Genomic DNA, 20514 nt, shown 5'->3' with positions numbered 1-20514 from the left:
GTGATGAAAACAATTACCTAGTAAAGAAGTTGGAATAATAAGCATAAGGCGTGAGATCACGTAAATGGGGGTACGAAGGTGAACGCAGTACTGCGCTATCGCGGAGCGTTGTGGGGGTTTCGAACCACGCTGCTTCTATACGTATTTTTACTGGTTGTAATTCCTCTCGGAGGTATTTACGCCCAATCGTTCTATGGAGGTTGGGGGACATTTGTAGACAGTCTTATCGAGCCGCTTGCGTGGCAGTCAGTCGTATTTACGTTCCGTCTTGCATTCATTGCTACAGCCATCAACGTCGTCATCGGGACGATGTCGGCATGGGTGCTCCACCGGTACCGTTTTGTCGGGCGAGCGTGGTTGAACAGCTTGGTTGATCTTCCATTTGCACTTCCGACTGCTGTCGGCGGGCTCATGATTCTGCTGCTGCTCGGACCAGGAAGCTTCATTGGCCGTCTGGCGGAGTCAATGGGATGGAGAATCGTATTTGCAGAGCCCGCAATTGTCGTGGCCATGGTATTCGTCACCTTCCCTTTTGTCATTCGAGCGGTTCAGCCGCTATTGGAGGAAGCAGATCGGTCTGAAGAAGAGGCTTCTTATACGCTGGGAGCTTCTCGCATGCACACGTTCCTCCACGTCACACTGCCGCGCATGCGTCCAGGCATCGTAAGCGGGGCTATGCTGGCTTTCTCCCGAGCGATGGCAGAGTTCGGAGCAGTCGTGCTTGTAGCTGGGAATATTCCAGGAAAAACACTTGTTGCATCGGTGTACATTTTCGGCGAAATAGAGAGTGATCATCCCCAAGCAGCAGCTGTCGTGTCTATCTTATTGCTGACGTTATCTTTTCTATTCCTGTGGGCGATTCATTGGATACAGAACCGGAGGAACCCATCATGAAACAGCGTACTTCTAATCACCAGTCCAAATCATATACAGAACAGCAACTCTTCTTGACCGCCTCGTCATTAACTGCAGCTTCACATTCATCTCATTCACGCTCCAAGATGCAGCTGCTTCTCATTTTATTAACGTACGCTGTATTTTTCACCCTGCTTATCGCTCCCTTACTGCAAATGTGTCTGGGTGCCTTCCATGGCGGCTGGAGCTCGGCTCTCGCTTCGCTTAGCAGACCAGAGGCTCTTCATGCACTTGGCGTTACAGCCGCTGTTGTAGCGGTTGTGACGGTGCTTAATGCCATCTTTGGAGTATGGCTGTCCATTGTACTGGTAAGAGGGAACTGGATGAGCGGGCTCGCTCGTCGTTTGCTTAATGCTATCATTGATCTTCCTTTTGCGGTGTCTCCGATCATTGGCGGATTTATGATTGTGCTTTTGTTAGGGCCCCAGACAGTGATTGGCACACTATTCGCAGACATGGGATTTCAGATCGTATACGCGTTTCCAGGTATGGTGCTTGCCACTTTGTTTGTGACGTTCCCGCTGCTAATCCGTGAAGTTATTCCTGTTCTTCAAGAAATAGGGACGCAGCAGGAGGAGGCGGCATCTACACTCGGCGCGTATGATTGGACTACCTTCTGGAAGGTTACATGGCCTTCGATTCGTTGGGGAGTCATCTATGGAATCGTGCTGACCGTTGCCCGTTCCCTCGGGGAATTCGGCGCCATTCTTGTCGTGTCCGGCAATATCATGAACAAAACACAGACAGCAACTACATTAGTGTATCAAGACGTGGAGAACTTCAACATTGCGGCTGCCAGCAGCTTGGCACTTGTGCTTGTATGTAGTTCCATCATCCTGCTGCTCGTCATGGAATGGGCGAAGCGTCATGCAGGTCGCAAAGGAGTGCATTGACGATGCATATTGAGGTAAATCAGCTCAACAAATGGTTCGGATCGTATCATGCGGTGCGCGATGTTAACTTCTCCATTGAAGCAGGACAGCTTATAGGCTTGCTTGGACCTAGCGGCGGCGGGAAAACTTCCGTATTGCGCATGCTTGCTGGCTTGGAGCAACCAGACAGCGGTGAGATTAGATTTCAAGGGAAGCGGATGAATGAGATTCCGCCCCAGCAGCGCGGTATCGGTTTCGTATTTCAACAGTATGCATTGTTCAAGCATATGACGGTTTATGACAATATAGCCTTCGGGCTGAACATTCAAAAATGGCCTAAGGCGCGTATTCGCGAGCGGGTCACGGAGCTGCTGGAGCTTATCGAACTGACTGGTGTGGAGCGCAGGTATCCGCATCAATTGTCCGGGGGCCAACGGCAGCGAGTCGCCTTTGCACGCGCCTTGGCGCCAGAGCCTCAGCTGCTGCTGCTGGATGAGCCGTTCGCTGCGATTGATGCTAAGATTCGCAAGGAACTGCGCAGCTGGCTGCGGGAGTTAATTGAACGGGTTGGGATTACGTCCATCTTCGTAACCCATGATCAGGATGAGGCCATTGAGGTTGCTGATGAAATTATGATCATCAATCAAGGGAGAGTCGAACAGAAAGGAACACCTTGGGATATTTATCAATCTCCAAACACACCTTTCGTGGCCGAATTTATTGGAGAATCAACGATTATTTCAGATTTTGACTCTTTGCGAGGCTTCGAGACCTTATCGCTGCATCAGTCAGGCAGCCCTTCTTCAAATATTTCTGCTTCTGCACACATCAGCTTAGAACCTCAATACGATCGGGATACATCCCTTCAAGATGCAGCATTCAAGGCGCTTATTCGCCCCGAATATATTGAGGTTGGATTGCCTGGCGAATTGATGATGGCATCCGCATGTGTGCATGGTACGGTAAAGTCGCTACAATTTCGTGGCAGTGAATGGATGGTGGCCATTGAAGTGGGCGATATGATACTGAAGACGTATCGCTCATTAGAAAAACCAATGCTGCAGACAGGAGATTGGGTACATGTGCTCGTCCATCGTGTCTATCTGTTCGAGGAGGGGCGCAGTTGGGTAGTGGAAAATGCGTTAAAAGAAGACCCGATGCCGGTTCACATTTAAACTCAAATGGAGGCACGGGAATGAGAGTACGCCTGATTCGATTCAGAGCGATAGCGTGGACAGCTCGATTGACGGCTGTATGGATGCTCTCTCTCTTGGTGATGTTGACGGGGTGCAGCAATGGGGCGGATGCTCCAAACGTGAATGGGGCGGATAGTGGCTTGCCTGTTCAGCAAATATCTACTGCTGATAAGGATACAGTTACACTTGTGATTGGTGCATATTCGGTCGTGAAGGATGCGCTTGGCCGTATATTGCCGGAATTTGCTGTGGATTGGGAAGCAAGGACGGGGAAGAAGATTGTATTTCAAGAGTCCTACGAAGCTTCGGGCACACAGGCAAGAGCGATAGCCGGAGGCATGGAAGCGGATGTGGCGCTTCTTGCAATGGAAGGTGACATTGATAAGCTTGTAGGAGCAAAGCTGATTAAGCCGGAATGGAAGGATCAGGACACTTATCACGGCATGGTCACTCGGTCTGTTGTGGTCATTGGCACGCGCAAGGGCAATCCGCTCGGGATACAGGATTGGTTGGATTTGACTCTTGAGGGGGTCAATGTTCTGTATCCGAATCCCAAAACGTCTGGTGGAGCCCAATGGGATATTAATGCGATATATGGGGCAGGTCTGAAGATGGCCGCTGAACAAGGCGAGAATGGGCCAAAGTTCGCCAAACAACTGCTGATGCGTATCCATCACAATGTGCTGTCATTAGATAAGAGCGGCCGTGCTTCAATGGCGGCATTCGAATATGGTGTCGGAGATGCAATCGTCACTTATGAAAATGAGATACTATCCCGCAAGCGCGAGGGGGTTCCCTATGAAATGATCCTGCCGAAGCACACCATCCTGGTTGAGAATCCAGCGGTTGTGGTTGAGCACTATGCGAAGAAGCACCAAGTAGAGGAGGCTGCTCAAGCGCTTGTAGCTTATTTGCGTGGGCCTAAGGCACAGCGCATATTCGCAGAAGCGGGATTCCGACCGGTGAATGAGCAAGTTGCACAGGAGACTGCCGAGGTCTATCCCATTCCTGAGGGCTTGTTCCATATCGAAGATATGGGGGGATGGAAGGATGTACGGGAGACATTGTACAGCAGCAGGGGGATTTGGTATCAGGTGTTAGCAGGAATTGAATAAAACATGATGAAAAAGCGCAGGCTGCCCGATACGTTCGAGCGGTCTGCGCTTACATGCTGTCTTAATAAAAACTCATCGTATTCGCGTCGCGACAATGGAAGAGAAGCTTAGCCTTCCCGGTACAAAGGAATGTCGGTCGTCAATCTGCGTACTCCAAGCTCAACAAGCTTATATGCTTCCTCCATGCTGCGCACGGTCCAAACTCCTAGCCCAACGCCGGCTGTTTTCGTATCGGCGACGAGCTGCGGATGGTTGAACACAGCTGACAGCTGTATGAGCAGGGTTGCATTGCCCAGTTCGGCCAGAGCTTTTAGGTCAACGGGCTCATTCGACAGGAGTGCAAGCTCAATGTCTTCGTTCAGTGAACGCAAAATGCGCAAATTGTCTGGATAGAAAGAAATGAATGTAGTGCGTTCCATCATTTCATATTGGTTCACCAAATGAAGGATAGCTTGCAGCTCTTCTTCTGTGTTGTGCTCTTTCAGTTCAAGTTGAAGTCCAACTTTTCCCCCGCATAAGTCGAGCACTTCTTCCAGCAAGGGAACTCTGCAGCCAGCGAACTCAGGGCTGAACTTCTTGCCAGCGTCCACTTGTTGAATTTCGGCAACCGTCTTCTCGCGAATACGCCCAGTGCCGGTCGTCGTCCGATCCAGCGAATCGTCGTGGATGACGACAGGGATGCCGTCTTTCGAATGATGTACGTCGATTTCTAACGTATCGGCGCCCATTTGGATGGAACGGCGGAATGCTTCCATTGTATTCTCGGGATGCACCGCTGCATATCCGCGGTGAGCAACAATTTCAACATCATTGAATCGTGCATTGGAACTCATGATAATCCTCCTTATTACATGATAGCGAATGTATTGGCCAGTGTGACCTTAGCTGCGTTATCATGTATCATAGATCTGTATGTAAGAAAGAGTGCATCGGAATTGACTCCGATTATACTTGATACATGATGGAAGAACAATGGAGATTTTATAACGGTTACGTAATGTTCTTGTAAATATATACGCACTTGAAGGAGAAAGATAGCCATGAATCGTACGACAAACAATTGGTCAATATCATTTTGGGGAACAGGGGATTCCATGGGCGTTCCGCGAGTGTATTGCGATTGCAGCGTGTGTATGGAGGCAAGGGAAGAGGGGGAAAATCGCCGATACCGTTCCTCCATTCTTATAGAACGAGAAGAGGAGCGGCTACTCATCGACTGCGGGCCGGACTGGACAGGCCAGATGGAGCGCGCAGGCTTATATTGGCTGGATGATATTCTCATTACTCACGCGCATCAGGATCATATTGCCGGACTCCCTGCATATGCGGATGCATGCCGCTGGCTGGAACGACAAGGGCATGTCATTGCGCCTGCCGAGGTGAATCAGATGATTCGAACGATGTATCCGTGGCTTGAACGGTTCATTCAATTCGAAAATATCGAAGAAACATGGGAATGGCGAGAATGGTCGGTGCAGCCGATTCGTGTGAATCATGGAAAAAACGGTTATTCCTATGCCTACCGCTTCGACCGTCTCGCTGCCGCAAATCAGGAGCAGGATCAGAGTATGGAAACAGAAGGAGACAAGGGCGGCATATATGCAGATGCAGGCTCAAATCATGATGATAGGGGCTCATTGAATAGCTGGCTATATGCTTCTGATGCAATTGGTCTTGGCGACGAGGAGCGGCGGCATTTCCATGATCTTGATCTGCTTATATTGGGTACGAACTTTTATCACGAACAAGCAGCCTACGAAACTCGTTCCGTATATGACATGGTCGAGGCTATGGAACTGCTCCAGGATGTGTGCCCGAAGCGGGCCATATTTACGCATATGTCGCATGACATCGATCTACATACGCGCTACCCGCTTCCATCTAACGTGACACTTGCAAGGACTGGCATGAAGGTGGAGGGATAGCGAATATAGGTAAAGCGCCGCTTCCTGCAGACAAGCTTGTCTGCTGGGAAGCGGCGCTTATTTATGAATGATTAGTTTGAGCTGTCACGATTCAAAATGAACTTCTCGATAACGTGGCGTACGCCTTCGTCGTTATTGCTGTCTGTAACATAATCGGCGATTGCTTTGAGCGAGTCCACCGCGTTGCCCATTGCAACGCCAAGTCCAGCCGTCTCAATAAGATCATGGTCATTCCATGAGTCCCCGATGCCGATTGTCTCCTCCAGGCTACAGCCGAAGTGCTCGGCCAGGTGGCGCAATGCGCTGCCTTTCGTTCCCTCGTGATGGGTGACCTCCAGGAAGTGCGGCTTCGATTTCGTAATATGAACCTCTGATCCAAGCAGTTCCTTCAGCTCTTCTGCAACACGATCCAGACGCTCGGGCTCGTCGATCATGAGCATTTTCGTGGAAGGCGAAGCGAGCAGGCGATCGAAGTCCGGCTCAATGAAATAAGGAATGCTGCTCAAATTCGCATAGTCAATCAGCTTTTGATTTTCCTCGCGAGCATACAGCTTGTCATCAATGTACAATTGCAGATGAAGATCGTGCTCGTCACAGTAACGAAGCAGCTTACGTGCAGCATCACGCGGTACAGCGCGCTCGTACAGCACTTTGCCGTCAATTACATTCTTTACAAGAGATCCTTGATACGTAATAAGAGGTACATTCAGTCCTGTCTGTAAAGCAATGTTATGGGCAGAAGCATACATGCGCCCAGTTGCGAGTGTAACCGTAACACCTTGCTGAACGGCCAGCTCCAAGGCACGCTTCGTACCTGGCGTTACTTGCTTGTCATCATTAATCAACGTGTCGTCTACATCAATTGCGATAAGTTTATACATGGGTTATGAGTTTCTCTCCTATCTATGTATGCCAGCACACATGCAAGCACGGTATATTTGGGGGTTCGACACTCACTTCTATGTGAACACCCATTGTTCTCTAATACTCCTATTGTACAGCATGTTCGCCCCATTTCAATTCGGCAACAATCATTCCTGCAAAAATGAGCCCGCATCCGGCAATGGCCCACCCTCCAAGCACTTCTCCCGCAAAGGTTACACCTGTTATAGCTGCGAAAACGGGCTCCATGGCGAACAGGATGGCGACGCGTGTCGCTGACGTATAACGCTGGCACCACGTTTGTGCCCAGAAGGCGAAGGCGGTGGACAGCCCGATGGACACTGCCAAAGCGAACAGCACCTTGGGTTCTGAAAGTGCTTGTCCAAGCATGCCCGTTGACAGCTGCGGCTCAAAAATCAGTGAGCTTCCCCCAGATAAAATCCCTACAATCGTGAGCTGTACGGTAACCAGCGGCAGCGTATCGTGATGCGGTGCGAACCGACCCGTCAAGGCGATATGCATGGCGAAGCCAACCGCACAGAGCAATACGAGCACATCCCCTTGATTCCATACAGCAGCCCCGCCGTTAAAAGCAAGCAAATACAGCCCGCACAGTGCAAGCAGGGCAGAGATCCATGTAGGCAGGGTCAAGCGCTGCTTCGCCAGCCAAAGGGTGATGAACGGAACGAGCACTACCGACAGTCCGGTGAGAAATCCCGTATTGGTCGTCGTCGTATACAGCAGTCCAATGGTCTGGAAGGCATAAGCGGAAAATAGCCATAAGCCAAGAATGCTTCCATGGATCAGTAAGCGCTTGTCCAGAAATACAAACAAGCTTCGTCTGGCAAGCAGTACGACAGCAAATAGCAGCCCTGCGCCTATAAAGCGGATTGCATTAAAGGCAAGTGGCGGCAAGGTGTGGACAGCGTGCTGTACAACTAGAAAGGTGCTGCCCCAAATAAGTGCGACGAGTAAAAGACATACATCAGCCAACCATGTGCGTTTCATGATGAATGAGACAGGACTCCTTCCGGCATGCGAATATTTTACTCCTATCATGTAAGAAAGTGAGCATGCTGTAAAGCGGAGTTTCAATTATCAATTCTTTACATCCTCCATTTTCCATGTTAAATTTGGAGTAATAATCCGAAATATAGTCGAATTATTGGATGATTATTTCTAACCTATGGGAGTTGGAAACGATGAAGGTAGAGGAAACGAACAAAAAGGTTGAAAGGCTGGTTCAACAACTGCAGGGGAATTTGATTGTATCGTGTCAGGCGTATCCTGGAGAAGCGCTGTATGGCAGCGATATGATGGTTCGTATGGCCCTTGCTGCAGTGAACGGCGGCGCAGCCGGAATCCGGAGCAATTCACCGCAGGATGTGGCAGCAATTAAGGAAGCAGTAAGTATTCCGGTAATTGGGATTTGGAAGAAGGAATATCCTGACTCTGACGTATATATAACCCCAACATTTTCGGATGTTGAAGTCATGATCGCTGCAGGAGCTGATATGGTCGCCCTTGATGCTACAATGCAGACACGGCCATCAGGTGAGACGCTTGAGTACATCGCAAACGCTGTCAAGACGAAATACGAAACTCCATTAATGGCTGACATTTCAACCTATGAGGAAGGCGTACGTGCAGCAGAGCTTGGCTTTGATTTTATATCTACGACACTCTCTGGCTATACGCCATACAGTCTCCAGCAGAAGGAGCCTGATATGGAGCTGATCAAGCGGCTGGCTTCTACGGTGTCGAAGCCGATCATTGCAGAAGGACGTATTCATACACCGGAGCAGGCAGAGGAAGCCTTGAGAAATGGGGCATTTGCTGTTGTAGTGGGCACGGCGATTACCCGGCCGCATACCTTAACCAGCACATTTGTCTCTAAAATTAAAGGTGGGACAGTTCCCGCTCAAACGGCAATGACAGGTTCAGTCATTCCCGTAATGAATCGGCAGCACGTTGGAAGCGAGGCTGGCAAGGAGGGGTGCTCCTCATGACCCTTATGACCCTGACGGAATCGGAAATGACGAAAGAATCTGTTGTGATTGCAATTGATATTGGCGGAACCAATATCAAGAGCGGCATTGTGAATAGACATGGGAAGGTGCTCCATTCCCGAACTCTTCCTACAGAAGCTGCGCTTGGGCGTGACGAGCTGCTGAACAAGTTGCTGCGGCTTATTGCTCTGTATCGGGAAGATGCGGAAGAAAATCAATGGATGATTGAAGGCATTGGGGTTGGTTCTGCGGGCTATATCCATCATGATGGGCATGTCGCATATGCGACGGACAATCTGCCTGGCTGGAGCGGAACTCCTGTTCAATCATGGCTGAGTGAAGCGACTCGTCTTCCCGTCCGTGTTGTGAACGATGTGCATGCAATCGCTCTAGGGGAGAGCTGGAAGGGGGCAGGCAGAGACCTGAAGCAATTCGTATGCGTAGCGCTTGGTACAGGTATTGGCGGTGCAATTATTGAGCAGGGTGCTCTCTATGGGGGGGCCGATGGGCATGCAGGCGGGTTTGGCCATTTTATTGTGCAAATGGATGGAGAACCCTGTACGTGTGGATTGCGCGGCTGCTGGGAGCAATATGCTTCCGTCAACGCCTTGAAGCGCATGATCAAGGAGAAGATTCAAGCGGCGGAAGGCAATCCCGCTTCGATGTCGCTCCTGCCTCCATGTGAGGAGAACCCGAAGGACTGGTTCGCAGCAGCTTACAGCGGCAATCAAGCAGCAAATGAGGTTATTACTCAATATATCCACAATATCGCAGTGGGACTGGTGGCGCTGCAGCATGTGCTTAATTGTCGGCAATTTGTTTTGGGGGGAGCAATTACGGGTCAAGGGACATGGATGCTTGAAGCGATCAAAGCAGAGATGCGCAAGATGTGCATGCCGGCTTATTGGGGAAATGGAGTAGAGCTCCATGCCGCTGAAATGGGTGAGCATGCAGGAGTCGTTGGGGCGGCCCATTGTATTTATACAGAGCTGCAGGAGCGGCGTAGCTCCGAACAACTTCTTGCTTTTGAACAAAAAGTTCAAACGAATTAGAATTTTGTGGTTGAGAAATCCAAAAAGGCAGTATATAATTTGGATGTGAGATTCATACATATTGTTTCAAATGGATTATTTCACCGAAATAAATAAGATACTATCTATTTCTATGGTGATTTGTACCTCAACTTGTCAGTCCTTTCATGTAAGTTCGAAATGCTGCTCCAGCGTTTCTAGTTTAGACTGTTACCCATCTTAGATTTCTTACCCTAGAATTGTAACCGTATACGTATCGCGATCTGAACGGCAAGGTGAGTTTCGTTTTGAGATCTTTTTGAAAACGTTTACTTGTGACAAAGAGTTCCTAACGCGTATCGGACTCTGTTCACCATAAAGCTACAACAACATGAAAAGGGTGGTTCAGATGGCAAAAATGAAACGAACAACGATGCTATTGCTAGCTTGTTTCATGCTCTTCACTTTATTTTTGAGCGCTTGCTCAGGGAAAGGCTCCAGTGAAGGAGGATCCTCTTCCGGAAGTGATGGCAAGCCTACGGAGATTACATTCTGGTATGGCGTAAAAGGAAAAGACGGCGAGTACCTAGACAAAATGGTCGAAAAATTCAACGCCGGCCAAAAAGAAGTTGTAGTCAAGGCGCTTGGCGGTCAAGATCATTTGAAGCAATTGACAGCTATCTCCGGCGGCAACCCGCCTGATATTTTGCAAACACAATGGAACTTCATTGGTCCTTGGTCAGAAGCTGGAGCCATCATGTCGCTTAATGAATTTATCCAGAAGGATAAATTCGATATGACCAGATTGATCCCTGCGGCATTCGAGCGGATGAAGGTTAATGGCAAGGCATACGGCATGCCAATTCGCTTGGCAATGGCAAACAAGCTGTTTTACAACAAGAAGATGTTCGAGGACGCAGGCATTACGGCCCCTCCTGAAACCTTGGAAGACATGTTCGAAGTGGCGAAGAAGCTTACGAAAAAAGATAGCAGCGGCAGCTATACACAAATCGGATTCATTCCTGACTATCCTTGGATTGACAGCGTATTCTGGCCTACGATCTTCGGCGGAAGCTGGGATGACGGCAACGGTAAGCTGACAGCGAATCAAAAAGCAAACGTAGATGCGATTGATTATCAAATGTCCTATTACAGAGAATTTGGCAATGATGGCATCGACAAAATTAAATCGGGCATGGGCGGACTGCTTACCCCGCAAGACCCGATCGTAACAGGCAAGCTCGGCATGATTATCGGTTGGGATAACTGGTATGTAACAGAGCGCAGCGAAGGCAAAATTGGTGTAGCTCCATTCCCATATCCAAAGGATAAGCCTGAGCTAAAGAACGCGGGGATGGTCAGCCCTGTAGCAATGTACATTCCGACAAAAGCAAAAAATAAGGACGCTGCCTGGAAGTTTTTGCAGTTCATGCTCAGTGATGAAGCACAAATTGAAATGACGTTGGTCAATGGCTCGATTCCATCTGTGTTGAGCGTGTTGGACAACGAGAAGATCAAAAATGATCCAAAGCTTGCAGTCAACCAAGAATTCTTTGAAAGTGCGAAGAGCGAGAACCTGAAGGGTTTCCCGAACACGATTTATATCGATGCATATTTGCAGTCGTTGACTGAAGAAACAGAAAAGGCGCTTAAAGGACAGCAAACCGCACAAGAGGCAATGGATAATGTTGTGAAGAAGATTCAGCCATTAGCCGATAAAGCACAGAAAAAATAACATCATGTGTGGCTGTAACCGTTAATGTAACCGAAAGAGAGAGAATGACAACGGACGGCCTGCCCACTATGGGAGGCTGTCTTTTTACCCCGATCGATTGGAGGGAGTTTATATGGAGAGCACGACCAATGCTGGCATACGCAGACGCGAGCGCAAAAACCTGTTGATCGGACTGGCCTTTATTAGCCCATGGATTATTGGCTTTATTGGGTTCCAATTATACCCGATCATTACTTCATTATATTACAGCTTTACAGAATACAATTTGTTTTCTGCCCCGCAATGGGTGGGATTGGATAACTTTAAGGAATTGTTCCATGATGATAAGTTCTACTTGTCGATGTATAACACCCTGTTTATGACGATCTTTGGCTTGTTTCCGCAGTTGGCATACGCGCTTGGCATTGCGCTTCTGTTGAACATGAAGGTAAAGGGGAAGTCCTTCTATCGTACCGTCTATTTCTTGCCTACACTGGTACCGATCGTAGCTGCTTCCTTGCTCTGGATGTGGCTGCTCAATGCGCAGTACGGTATCGTGAACCAAATGCTCGGTGCGCTTGGATTGCCGGAACCGAACTGGATTTATGATCCGAAGTGGACGAAGATTTCCCTTATTATTATGGGCTTCTGGGGAACCGGAACAACCACGGTCATGTACTTGGCGGCATTGCAGGATGTGCCGAAGGAATATTATGAAGCTGCTTCGATTGACGGAGCGAATGCATGGAAGCGGTTCTGGAACATTACGTTCCCTGCGATTTCGCCAATGAACCTGTTCCTCGTCGTAACGGGTCTCATTGGGTCATTCCAATATTTCGCGCAGGGTATGATATTCGCGGAACAGGCGCAATCGATTGGCGGACCTGAGAACTCTATTTTGTTCTATGCCATCTATCTCTATCAAAATGCCTTCTCATTCTTGAAGATGGGCTATGCATCCGCTATGGCGTGGATCTTGTTCATTATCGTTATGGTGCTTACGGTTATTGTCTTCCGGTCATCAGCTCGCTGGGTTTATTACGGAGGTGAACGTTGATGAGCAGCGTAAATACATCGGTTACCCCCATGAGTCAGGCGAAGCATCGGCGTTCTATCAAGCGCTCTATTCGAGAAACGTGGATTCCGCATTTGATTCTTGGTGTTGTTGGTCTGCTGTTTTTATTGCCATTCGTATGGACCGTACTTACGTCACTGAAGACGCAGGAAGAGATTTTCGCGATTCCAATTGTTTGGATCCCGGAGCATTTTCAGTGGAGCAACTATGTAGAAGCTGTCAATATGATTCCATTCTTCCGCTATTTATGGAATACGGTTCTGGTCGCTGGCGTCAGTGTAATTGGGGTCGTATTGATTTGTCCGCTCGTAGCATACGGATTCTCCCGCATTCAGTTTAAGGGACGCAATACGTTGTTCTATTTCATGCTGGCAACCTTAATGCTTCCGTATCAAGTTACGCTGATTCCATTATACGTATTGTACAACAATCTAGGCTTGCTCGATTCCTTCTGGCCGCTCTGGCTTGGGGCGTGGTTCGGGATGGCAACGAACGTCTTCATGGTACGCCAGTTCTTTATGAACCTGCCTTATGAGCTGTCCGAGTCAGCGAAAATTGATGGTGCGTCTGAATTCCGAATTTACTCGCAAATCATTCTTCCATTGGCGCGTCCAGCGGTGATGACGATCGGCTTGCTTACCTTCCTCGCTTCATGGGGGGATTTTATGGGGCCGCTCATCTATTTGAACAGTCCGGAAAATTGGACCCTGTCTATTGGTCTAAAAGGGTACATCGGAGAAACTAAGGTGGCTTGGGAGCAGCTGATGGCTGCATCCACACTCTTTACGGTACCGATCGTAGTCCTATACTTCTTCGTGCAGAAGCAATTTATTGAAGGTATCGCTTTGACAGGATTTAAGTGATTTATCACGATATATTTAGCTCAATAGGCGGCAATAGCAGTTAACGAACTGTCTATTTGCCGCCTTTATGTTGGTCGTTTTTCTATCGCAAATTGGTTGAAAGTGTATGTGCTGATAGAGAAAAGGAAATTTGATTGTATAATTATAGAAGCGCTTTCATGATTTTGCGATAAAATATTGATTTTTTATTCATTCCATTAGATGATAAGGCTAGGTATATACCAGATAGCGGGGAAAAATAAGCGGATTACTGCACCAGCGTGAAGACTGGGTTCATATTATGGAAGGCATTGAATCGTTGATGATTGATGTATAGGTGAACTGGGATTTGCAGGGCATGCAATCTAGCAGGTGGCCGCGCTAGAGAGGCTTCATCCTTGCTGTGATGACGCCGATTGAATGACATAACGAGACTGGAGGAGTCACAGATGGTCGCTGGTGAACATACGAATACTCTTCTGCTTATTAAGAGCCTGTATCCGTCACTTACGAAGACAGAGAAGAAAATAGCCGATTATGTGTTGAAAAATGCGGATTCGGTACTCTATGCGACAGTTACGGATTTGGCAGAGAGAGCAAGTGCAGGCGAGACTTCCGTGCTGCGATTTTGCCGCAATCTCGGCTTTAAGAGCTACCAGGATTTCAAGCTGTCCTTAGCCAAGGATCTGGTATCGCCATTGAAGCATGAGAATAGCGAAATTGAAGAGAGCGATGATTTGTCTGTTGTTGCGAAAAAAATGACAATGGAGAATGTCGCATCACTGGAGCACACGTTGTCCCTGCTAAATATGGAAGAGCTGAATAAGGCTGTCGAGGCCATTGTTAAGGCGAAGCGCTTGTTCTTCATGGGCGTAGGCTCCTCAGCGATGACAGCGATGGATGCGCAGTATCGATTTATGCGGCTGGGCTACACGGGAGAAGCGATTACAGATCCGCACGTGATGGCGATGAATGCTGTACTGATGTCGGAACAGGATGTTGTATTCGGCATATCGACATCGGGCAGTACGAAGGACTTGGTAGACACGATCCGGTTAGCGAAAGACAATGGGGTGTTTTTCATCTGTTTAACGAGCCATGCGAAGTCGCCAATTACGAAATATGCAGACTCTATTTTATTGATCAAGTCCAAGGAAACACCGTTAGAGGGCGGAGCCTTCTCCTCGAAGATTGCTCAAATCCATGTGCTGGATATTCTGTCTACGGCGGTTGCCCTTCAAGAGAAAGAGAAGGCCTACAAGGCAATTCAGCAAACGGCAAAATCAGTATTGGACAAGCTATACTAAGTAGAATAACGGTGATAGGACATACTGTGGATCTGTCGGATCGATAGCCGGTATGTTTTGTTACATGAGAAAGAGGCGTTCTCTTCCAAGGAGAACGCCTCTTTGTATGATTCTATATTTTTAGCACCTATTTTTGCAGCATGAGCAGTCCGATAAAGTCATCCTTGCTAATGTTGCCGAGGTAATGATTGATATCCATATCTCCAATCGCCTCGTAAATGGCCTGCTCCTCATAGCGAACGCCTTGAAGCTGCTCCTCGATGTCGCTTACTTCACCGATGCCGAAGAAGTCGCCGTAAATCTTCATCGATTGGATAACGCCATCTGCTACATCCAAGCGCACATCGACGATGCCGGCAGGGAACTTCTTCGAATGCTCTACATTGAATTTCGGGGAAGAGCCGTAGTTCCAGTCCCAGTTCTGGTAGCGTTCTTCGGAGATGCGGTGAATGACCTCCCAATCCTGCTCAGTCAACACATACTGCGGTACTTGATCCGCTTCCATTCCGAAGATGTGGCGCAGAATAGTGGCCTTGAACTCCTCGATTGTCATAGGCTCCTTCATGTACTCCACAATGTTGGCAACACGTGAGCGCACAGACTTCGTGCCTTTGGATTCAATTTTAATCTGGCGTACCTTCAAGGCTGATGCGACATGCTCCATCTCAGAGTTGTACAGCAGCGTTCCATGGCTGAACATCCGTCCGCGCGTAGCGAACTGGGCGTTACCAGAAATTTTGCGTTCTCCGACTTGAATATCATTTCGACCAGTCAGTTCAGCATCAACGCCAAGCGAATGCAGGGTATCGATTACGGGCTGGGTGAACTTGCGGAAGTTGTGAAACGATTGCCCGTCGTCCTTAGTAATGAAACTGAAGTTCAGATTGCCTGTATCGTGATAGACGGCCCCGCCTCCAGATAGGCGGCGAACGACGTGTATGTTGTTGTCCTTCACATATTCGGCATTGATTTCTTCAATTGTATTTTGGTTTTTGCCGATGATGATAGAGGGTTCGTTGATATAAAAAAGAAGATAGCTGTCTTCCTCAAGCGGCAGATGCTTCAATACGAATTCTTCTATCGCAAGATTGATGCGAGGGTCTGTTATGCCTTGATTATCAATAAATTTCATTGCTTGTCCGACTCCTTCATGTTGAGGCTGTTATGTACATATTTCTATTGTATACGATTTGAATCGAAATACAAAACAGATTTGATATTGATAATCGTTATCACAGATGGTATGATGAGAAGTAACTAAGACGGTTACAATGCAGACCTATACGAGGAGGAACGTCCTAATGTCGATTGCTTCAATCATTCGGGAACGTAGAAGTATTCATGAATTTAACGATAGGCCAGTTGATCGCAGCTTGGTGCTGCAACTGCTGAATGATGCCGTGTGGGCGCCGAATCACGGACTGCGTGAGCCATGGCGCTTCATATATGTAGAAGGAGAAGGCAAGGAACGCGTTGTGAAAGGGCTTCTTGCCATTTTGGAAAAGACCAAGCTGAAAGACGCAACTCCAGAGCAGCGCCAGAAGTTTATGGATCACTTGACACATGTCCCTGCTTACTTGCATGTCGTTATGCCGGAAGATCCCCGTCCGAATATTTGGCAGGAGGATTTGGAAGCGGTTAGCGCTTTGATTCAGAATTTCCAACTGTTAGGCTGGGAACACGGGCTCGGCATGCTGTGGCATACAGGCGATTACATTTATAACAAGCAGTATCGTGAAATGGTAGGTGTTCAGCCGGGCGAGAAAATTGTAGGGGTAATCCGTATCGGTTATTTCGATAATGCGCCGAAGGCTCGCCCGCGTACGAGTGCAGAGCAGCTCTTTACAGTAGTTGATAAATAAGCAAGGCTGGCCTGTATCAACTGACGGTGCTGGCCAAATTAAGGAGTGTCCCGCAGGAAAAGCTGCTGTGGACACTCTTTATTATTTTGTATCCAAAATGATAGATATTCGTGAAGTAAACGGTTACATGATTAAGGGCGATCTAACGGATCTGCCTCCAAATAACGACGGTACATCATTAATTCTAAGGTGTGCTTGATAATCCACGCAGCCAGCAGCACACATACGAGTAAATGAGCGCAGACGAGCGGAGAAAGCAACAGGGTGCGTGTATCCGATACATAAATTAAATAGGCCGCACAGCAAGCTACAGCGAGAACGAGAAAAAGTAGGCTGAACTGATTAGCCTGCATAGACACAGAGCGAGCCAATTCCTTGTCCTCAGTCTCATCCTTGGACATAAAGTTAATAAAGTGCATAACGACTTGAATAACGACAGTAATTCCAAACACATTGCGTGCAAGGGCCATCATTTCAATACTGTATAATCCAATGTCTCCCTTGAGTCGAAACAAAATCGCAGCGTAATAGATGGAAACAATGATGGCGGCGCCGAGATTAGCCCATGATGTCTTGTGATGCACCGACATAATCATCCCTCCTCGTCTATGACATATCACATCTACGTAAAGATGTGTGTTGCAACAAGATTATACAGCAATTAACAGAAGTGTTACAGTGTCCGTTTGACCAATGTTTTTTGGAAATTCATAATAATTCATTAGCAATTCCTTCATAATCGCGCTGCAATGCCTGCTTAACATGAATAAGACTCTCCAACATACTAGGAAAATTCGTTTGACGAACAATGCTGTCTTCCGCATAATGGACGAGTAGAAATGATTATTGCAAACTGGTCGAGCTCCGTCTGGGTGGAGCTGTACATAGAATTTATTCAACCATTGGACAAATTTACTGGACATCCTTGGGAGGAAGACAGCAATGAGCACAGTTGAACGATTCGGACATGGCGGGGATGTATGGACAGCCGCGGATGCATTTGGAGTAGACAGTAAAGCGCTGCTGGATTTCAGTGCCAATATTAACCCGCTTGGGCCGCCGACGGCCGTTATGGAGCGCCTCAGGAATGAGATGATGGCTTCTATTGTTCATTATCCGGATCCTGGGCACCGGAAGATGAAGAAAGCATTAGCTGCGAAACTGGGAGTAGGCGAGGATTATATTAGCATCGGAAACGGAGCTGCAGAGTGCATGGCCCTGCTGCTGTTGGCAATTCGTCCCCAACGGGTTGGCGTCATTGCGCCTTGTTTCTCCGAATATGAGACGCTGTCACGCAAGTTCGGGTCTGAAGTAATCCATGTAGTGGGCAGCGAAGATAACGACTTCTGCGCGACTGAAGCACAACTGTCTGAGCTTATTTCGAAAACTGATGTGGTGTTTATTGGACATCCAAACAATCCGAATGGTGCCTTGTACGAGCGCGCATTGCTGGAAAGACTTGCAGTGTTAGCAGAGGCGGCTTCAACGATTCTTGTTATCGATGAAGCCTTTATTGACTTTGCGAATGAAGAAGAAATGTCTCTTGTTCCAATCGTATATCGCTGCCCAAATCTTATTGTTGTTCGTTCATTAACGAAGTTTTACGCCATTCCCGGACTGCGCCTTGGATATGCGATTGCCCAGCCGCAGCATATTGAGGCGATGCTGCGCATGCAAGTGGCATGGAGTGTCAATGGCTTGGCTCTCGCGGCTGGCGAAGCCTTATTGTCGGACGAGCAAGCGGAACCATATGCGAATGCGACGCGGGCGCTCATTGCTGAAGAGCGAGCTGTTTTGCGCAAGCAACTGCATGCACTAGGGATACGGACGTGGCCAAGCGTGGCGAATTTTTTATTGTGCCGAGCTCCGGAGGGGTGGACGGCGAAGTTGCTTCAGGCAGAATTATGCCGCGCAGGTATTCTGATACGCAATTGTGATATGTATGCTGGGCTCACGGAGAGAGACTTCCGAATCGCAGTCAAGGATCGACGAGCGAACGGAATTGTAGCGTCAGCACTTGCAGCTGTGTTACAGTAAACAAACACAGAATTGAGGGGAAGCGGGATGCAGCCATATCGAGAGGGGAAACGCTCCTATCTATCTCAGTATATCGCAGGAGTACATATTCACTGGGAGGATGCTCAAGTCGCTGTTGAGCTGCCGCAAACTGCACCAATATGGAGCAGTGCTGTATACCATGGCGGGCAATGGATGGGGAATCGCATTTTGAACCAAATGGTTCATTATCAATTCGACTGCACTGATCCAGCAGAATATCTGCGGCTTTCGTGTATGGAAAGTGGCTATGTACCGGAACAGACGGTGGGGCTCTTGACGGCTGCAAAAGTTAGTCATGCCTCTGTTGTCGAGCAGGAAGCGGATGAATGCTCGCTGCTGTGCATCACAACGGCGGGGACATCCAATGCGGCACGTTCAGGCATGCCGCGGCGTGTATTTTCAGCCTATGAATCGTTGAAGCCAGGCACGATCAATTCAATTCTTGTATTGGATGGGAAGCTGTCCAATGCGGCGATATTGAATCTATTCATGACGGCTACAGAGGCCAAATGTGCAGCGCTGTCTGATCTTGGCATCATAGACGCTGAAACGGGACGCGTTGCCACAGGAACGACTACGGATGCGATTGCACTTGCAGTAATAGACAGCGGTCGGTATGAACCCGTGCACAATTATGCGGGAACAGCGACAACATTGGGACATGCAGTTGGGCAGCTCGTTTATAACACTGTATATGAATCCGTGAAGACTCAGCATGAAGCGTAACCGCTAACGAGCGGAACAACCTACTAGGGTGGGAGAAACATGACAGCAGCGCTTATCATAATAGCAGCATACATATGGGATCGGATTGTTGGCGACCCGCAGGCGATTCCACACCCGGTCATTGGTATAGGGAAAGGGATTAGAGCCGTAGAGCGATTCATACGCCGGATCAGCCCTTCTGAGAGAGCGCTCAAGCCGCTTGGAATTTTGCTGCCGTTTGTTGTAGTTGGCGGCACGTATGGAGTGACCTGGCTTGTTCTAAAAGGGATGTACCATGTTCATGATTATATCGGATGGGCAGCCGAAGCATTGTTGATTGGAACAACAATTGCGGCAAAAGGACTGAAGGATGCAGGGATGGCTGTGTATCGGAGGCTGAAAGAGCAGGATTTAGAGAGTGCTCGTCGAGAAGTCGGCATGATTGTCGGCCGCGATACAGAGCAATTGGATGAACCGGAGGTCGTACGCGCCACCGTGGAGACCGTAGCGGAGAATATTGTGGATGCGGTGATATCGCCGTTGTTCTTCGCGCTTATCGGAGGCGCACCGCTGGCAATGGCGTATCGTGCGGTTAATACGCTCGATTCCATGGTCGGCTATAAGAATGAGAAGTATGGGAATTTAGGCTGGGCGTCTGCTCGCCTTGACGATATTGCCAACTGGATACCGGCGAGAATGACAGCAGTCTTTGTCACGGTAAGTGCCTTGCTGCATCGCTATGATGCTCGCAGAGCTTGCTCAACGGCACTGCGAGATGCGAGAAAGCATCCGAGCCCGAACAGCGGCTGGGCGGAAGCATCCGCGGCGGGAGCACTTGGCATCCGGCTTGGTGGATATAATGTGTATAAAGGAATACGTTCATTCCGCGCATATATGGGGGATACACAGCAGCCCTTGCAGGCAGAGCATATACCTGCGGTATGCAGGCTGCTACTAAGCAGCTCCACATGCTTTGTGATTGTTGCAAGTCTGCTCCTCTATATATGCGGAGGATGGCTTCTGTAGA

20 protein-coding genes are annotated in these 20514 nt (G+C 48.5%); 15 read left to right on the top strand and 5 right to left on the bottom strand.

Features of this window, described 5'->3' with window-relative positions; genetic code table 11:
* The first annotated feature begins 78 nt into the window (after positions 1-78).
* The 4 genes from cysT to PAV_RS18880 all read left to right on the top strand — a co-directional run bounded on the left by cysT (position 79) and on the right by PAV_RS18880 (position 4098).
* The gene (cysT, locus tag PAV_RS18895) at positions 79-894 is read left to right on the top strand and encodes a sulfate ABC transporter permease subunit CysT (protein ID WP_005549034.1); all 816 of its coding nucleotides are present in this window, start codon (positions 79-81) and stop codon (positions 892-894) included.
* Between the two features lie 107 nt (positions 895-1001).
* A complete protein-coding gene (locus PAV_RS18890; protein ID WP_040736264.1) occupies positions 1002-1808 on the top strand; it encodes a sulfate ABC transporter permease subunit in 807 nt (268 codons plus the stop codon).
* Between the two features lie 2 nt (positions 1809-1810).
* Positions 1811-2962: a sulfate/molybdate ABC transporter ATP-binding protein gene (locus PAV_RS18885; RefSeq protein ID WP_005549030.1), complete on the top strand. Its 1152-nt coding sequence runs from the start codon at positions 1811-1813 to the stop codon at positions 2960-2962.
* 20 nt (positions 2963-2982) lie between these two features.
* Positions 2983-4098 carry a sulfate ABC transporter substrate-binding protein gene (locus PAV_RS18880; RefSeq protein ID WP_005549028.1) on the top strand — a complete coding sequence of 372 codons (1116 nt, stop codon included), beginning with the start codon at positions 2983-2985 and terminating at the stop codon, positions 4096-4098.
* A gap of 107 nt (positions 4099-4205) precedes the next feature.
* Here the strand turns inward: PAV_RS18880 and PAV_RS18875 are convergent, their stop codons facing one another.
* Positions 4206-4931 carry a glycerophosphodiester phosphodiesterase gene (locus PAV_RS18875; protein ID WP_005549027.1) on the bottom strand — a complete coding sequence of 242 codons (726 nt, stop codon included), beginning with the start codon at positions 4929-4931 and terminating at the stop codon, positions 4206-4208.
* A gap of 207 nt (positions 4932-5138) precedes the next feature.
* Here PAV_RS18875 and PAV_RS18870 point away from each other — a divergent pair, with 207 nt between their 5' ends.
* On the top strand, positions 5139-6023 hold the full coding sequence (locus PAV_RS18870; protein WP_005549025.1) for an MBL fold metallo-hydrolase: 885 nt from the start codon (positions 5139-5141) through the stop codon (positions 6021-6023).
* Between the two features lie 71 nt (positions 6024-6094).
* Here PAV_RS18870 and PAV_RS18865 read toward each other — a convergent pair whose 3' ends face one another.
* Positions 6095-6904: a Cof-type HAD-IIB family hydrolase gene (locus tag PAV_RS18865; RefSeq protein ID WP_005549023.1), complete on the bottom strand. Its 810-nt coding sequence runs from the start codon at positions 6902-6904 to the stop codon at positions 6095-6097.
* A 109-nt stretch (positions 6905-7013) separates the two neighbouring features.
* Positions 7014-7964 (bottom strand): DMT family transporter, encoded by a 951-nt coding sequence (locus tag PAV_RS18860; protein WP_005549022.1) that lies wholly within the window; start codon positions 7962-7964, stop codon positions 7014-7016.
* 143 nt (positions 7965-8107) lie between these two features.
* On the opposite strand from PAV_RS18860, the gene PAV_RS18855 reads away from it, so the two are divergent.
* The 6 genes from PAV_RS18855 to PAV_RS18830 all read left to right on the top strand — a co-directional run bounded on the left by PAV_RS18855 (position 8108) and on the right by PAV_RS18830 (position 14862).
* Complete coding sequence (locus PAV_RS18855) at positions 8108-8914, top strand: N-acetylmannosamine-6-phosphate 2-epimerase (RefSeq protein ID WP_005549021.1); 807 nt, start codon at positions 8108-8110, stop codon at positions 8912-8914.
* A complete protein-coding gene (locus PAV_RS18850; protein ID WP_005549020.1) occupies positions 8911-9966 on the top strand; it encodes an ROK family protein in 1056 nt (351 codons plus the stop codon). The genes PAV_RS18855 and PAV_RS18850 overlap by 4 nt, the downstream gene beginning before the upstream one ends.
* 367 nt (positions 9967-10333) lie before the next feature.
* Entirely contained in the window at positions 10334-11659 is a 1326-nt protein-coding gene (locus PAV_RS18845; RefSeq protein ID WP_005549019.1) for an ABC transporter substrate-binding protein, read from the top strand.
* Positions 11660-11771: 112 nt separating this feature from the next.
* Complete coding sequence (locus PAV_RS18840; protein ID WP_005549018.1) at positions 11772-12695, top strand: carbohydrate ABC transporter permease; 924 nt, start codon at positions 11772-11774, stop codon at positions 12693-12695.
* On the top strand, positions 12695-13576 hold the full coding sequence (locus PAV_RS18835; protein WP_005549016.1) for a carbohydrate ABC transporter permease: 882 nt from the start codon (positions 12695-12697) through the stop codon (positions 13574-13576). Before PAV_RS18840 ends, PAV_RS18835 begins: the two co-directional genes overlap by 1 nt.
* Before the next feature lie 428 nt (positions 13577-14004).
* Positions 14005-14862 (top strand): MurR/RpiR family transcriptional regulator, encoded by an 858-nt coding sequence (locus tag PAV_RS18830; RefSeq protein ID WP_005549014.1) that lies wholly within the window; start codon positions 14005-14007, stop codon positions 14860-14862.
* Positions 14863-14989: 127 nt separating this feature from the next.
* Here PAV_RS18830 and PAV_RS18825 read toward each other — a convergent pair whose 3' ends face one another.
* A complete protein-coding gene (locus tag PAV_RS18825; protein WP_005549013.1) occupies positions 14990-15994 on the bottom strand; it encodes a lipoate--protein ligase in 1005 nt (334 codons plus the stop codon).
* Between the two features lie 169 nt (positions 15995-16163).
* On the opposite strand from PAV_RS18825, the gene PAV_RS18820 reads away from it, so the two are divergent.
* The gene (locus PAV_RS18820; protein ID WP_005549012.1) at positions 16164-16724 is read left to right on the top strand and encodes a nitroreductase family protein; all 561 of its coding nucleotides are present in this window, start codon (positions 16164-16166) and stop codon (positions 16722-16724) included.
* Between the two features lie 131 nt (positions 16725-16855).
* On the opposite strand, the gene PAV_RS18815 is transcribed toward PAV_RS18820, so the two are convergent.
* Positions 16856-17314: a hypothetical protein gene (locus tag PAV_RS18815; protein WP_005549011.1), complete on the bottom strand. Its 459-nt coding sequence runs from the start codon at positions 17312-17314 to the stop codon at positions 16856-16858.
* A gap of 352 nt (positions 17315-17666) precedes the next feature.
* On the opposite strand from PAV_RS18815, the gene cobD reads away from it, so the two are divergent.
* The 3 genes from cobD to cbiB are packed head-to-tail and all read left to right on the top strand — an operon-like array spanning position 17667 to position 20513.
* A complete protein-coding gene (cobD, locus tag PAV_RS18810; RefSeq protein WP_005549009.1) occupies positions 17667-18761 on the top strand; it encodes a threonine-phosphate decarboxylase CobD in 1095 nt (364 codons plus the stop codon).
* A gap of 27 nt (positions 18762-18788) precedes the next feature.
* Entirely contained in the window at positions 18789-19508 is a 720-nt protein-coding gene (locus PAV_RS18805; RefSeq protein ID WP_005549008.1) for an adenosylcobinamide amidohydrolase, read from the top strand.
* Between the two features lie 39 nt (positions 19509-19547).
* Entirely contained in the window at positions 19548-20513 is a 966-nt protein-coding gene (gene cbiB / locus PAV_RS18800; RefSeq protein ID WP_005549007.1) for an adenosylcobinamide-phosphate synthase CbiB, read from the top strand.
* Position 20514 lies beyond the last annotated feature (1 nt).

The sequence above is a fragment of the Paenibacillus alvei DSM 29 genome, from assembly GCF_000293805.1.
Classification (GTDB): domain Bacteria; phylum Bacillota; class Bacilli; order Paenibacillales; family Paenibacillaceae; genus Paenibacillus_B; species Paenibacillus_B alvei.
This window is presented reverse-complemented; position numbering and strand designations above follow the sequence as displayed.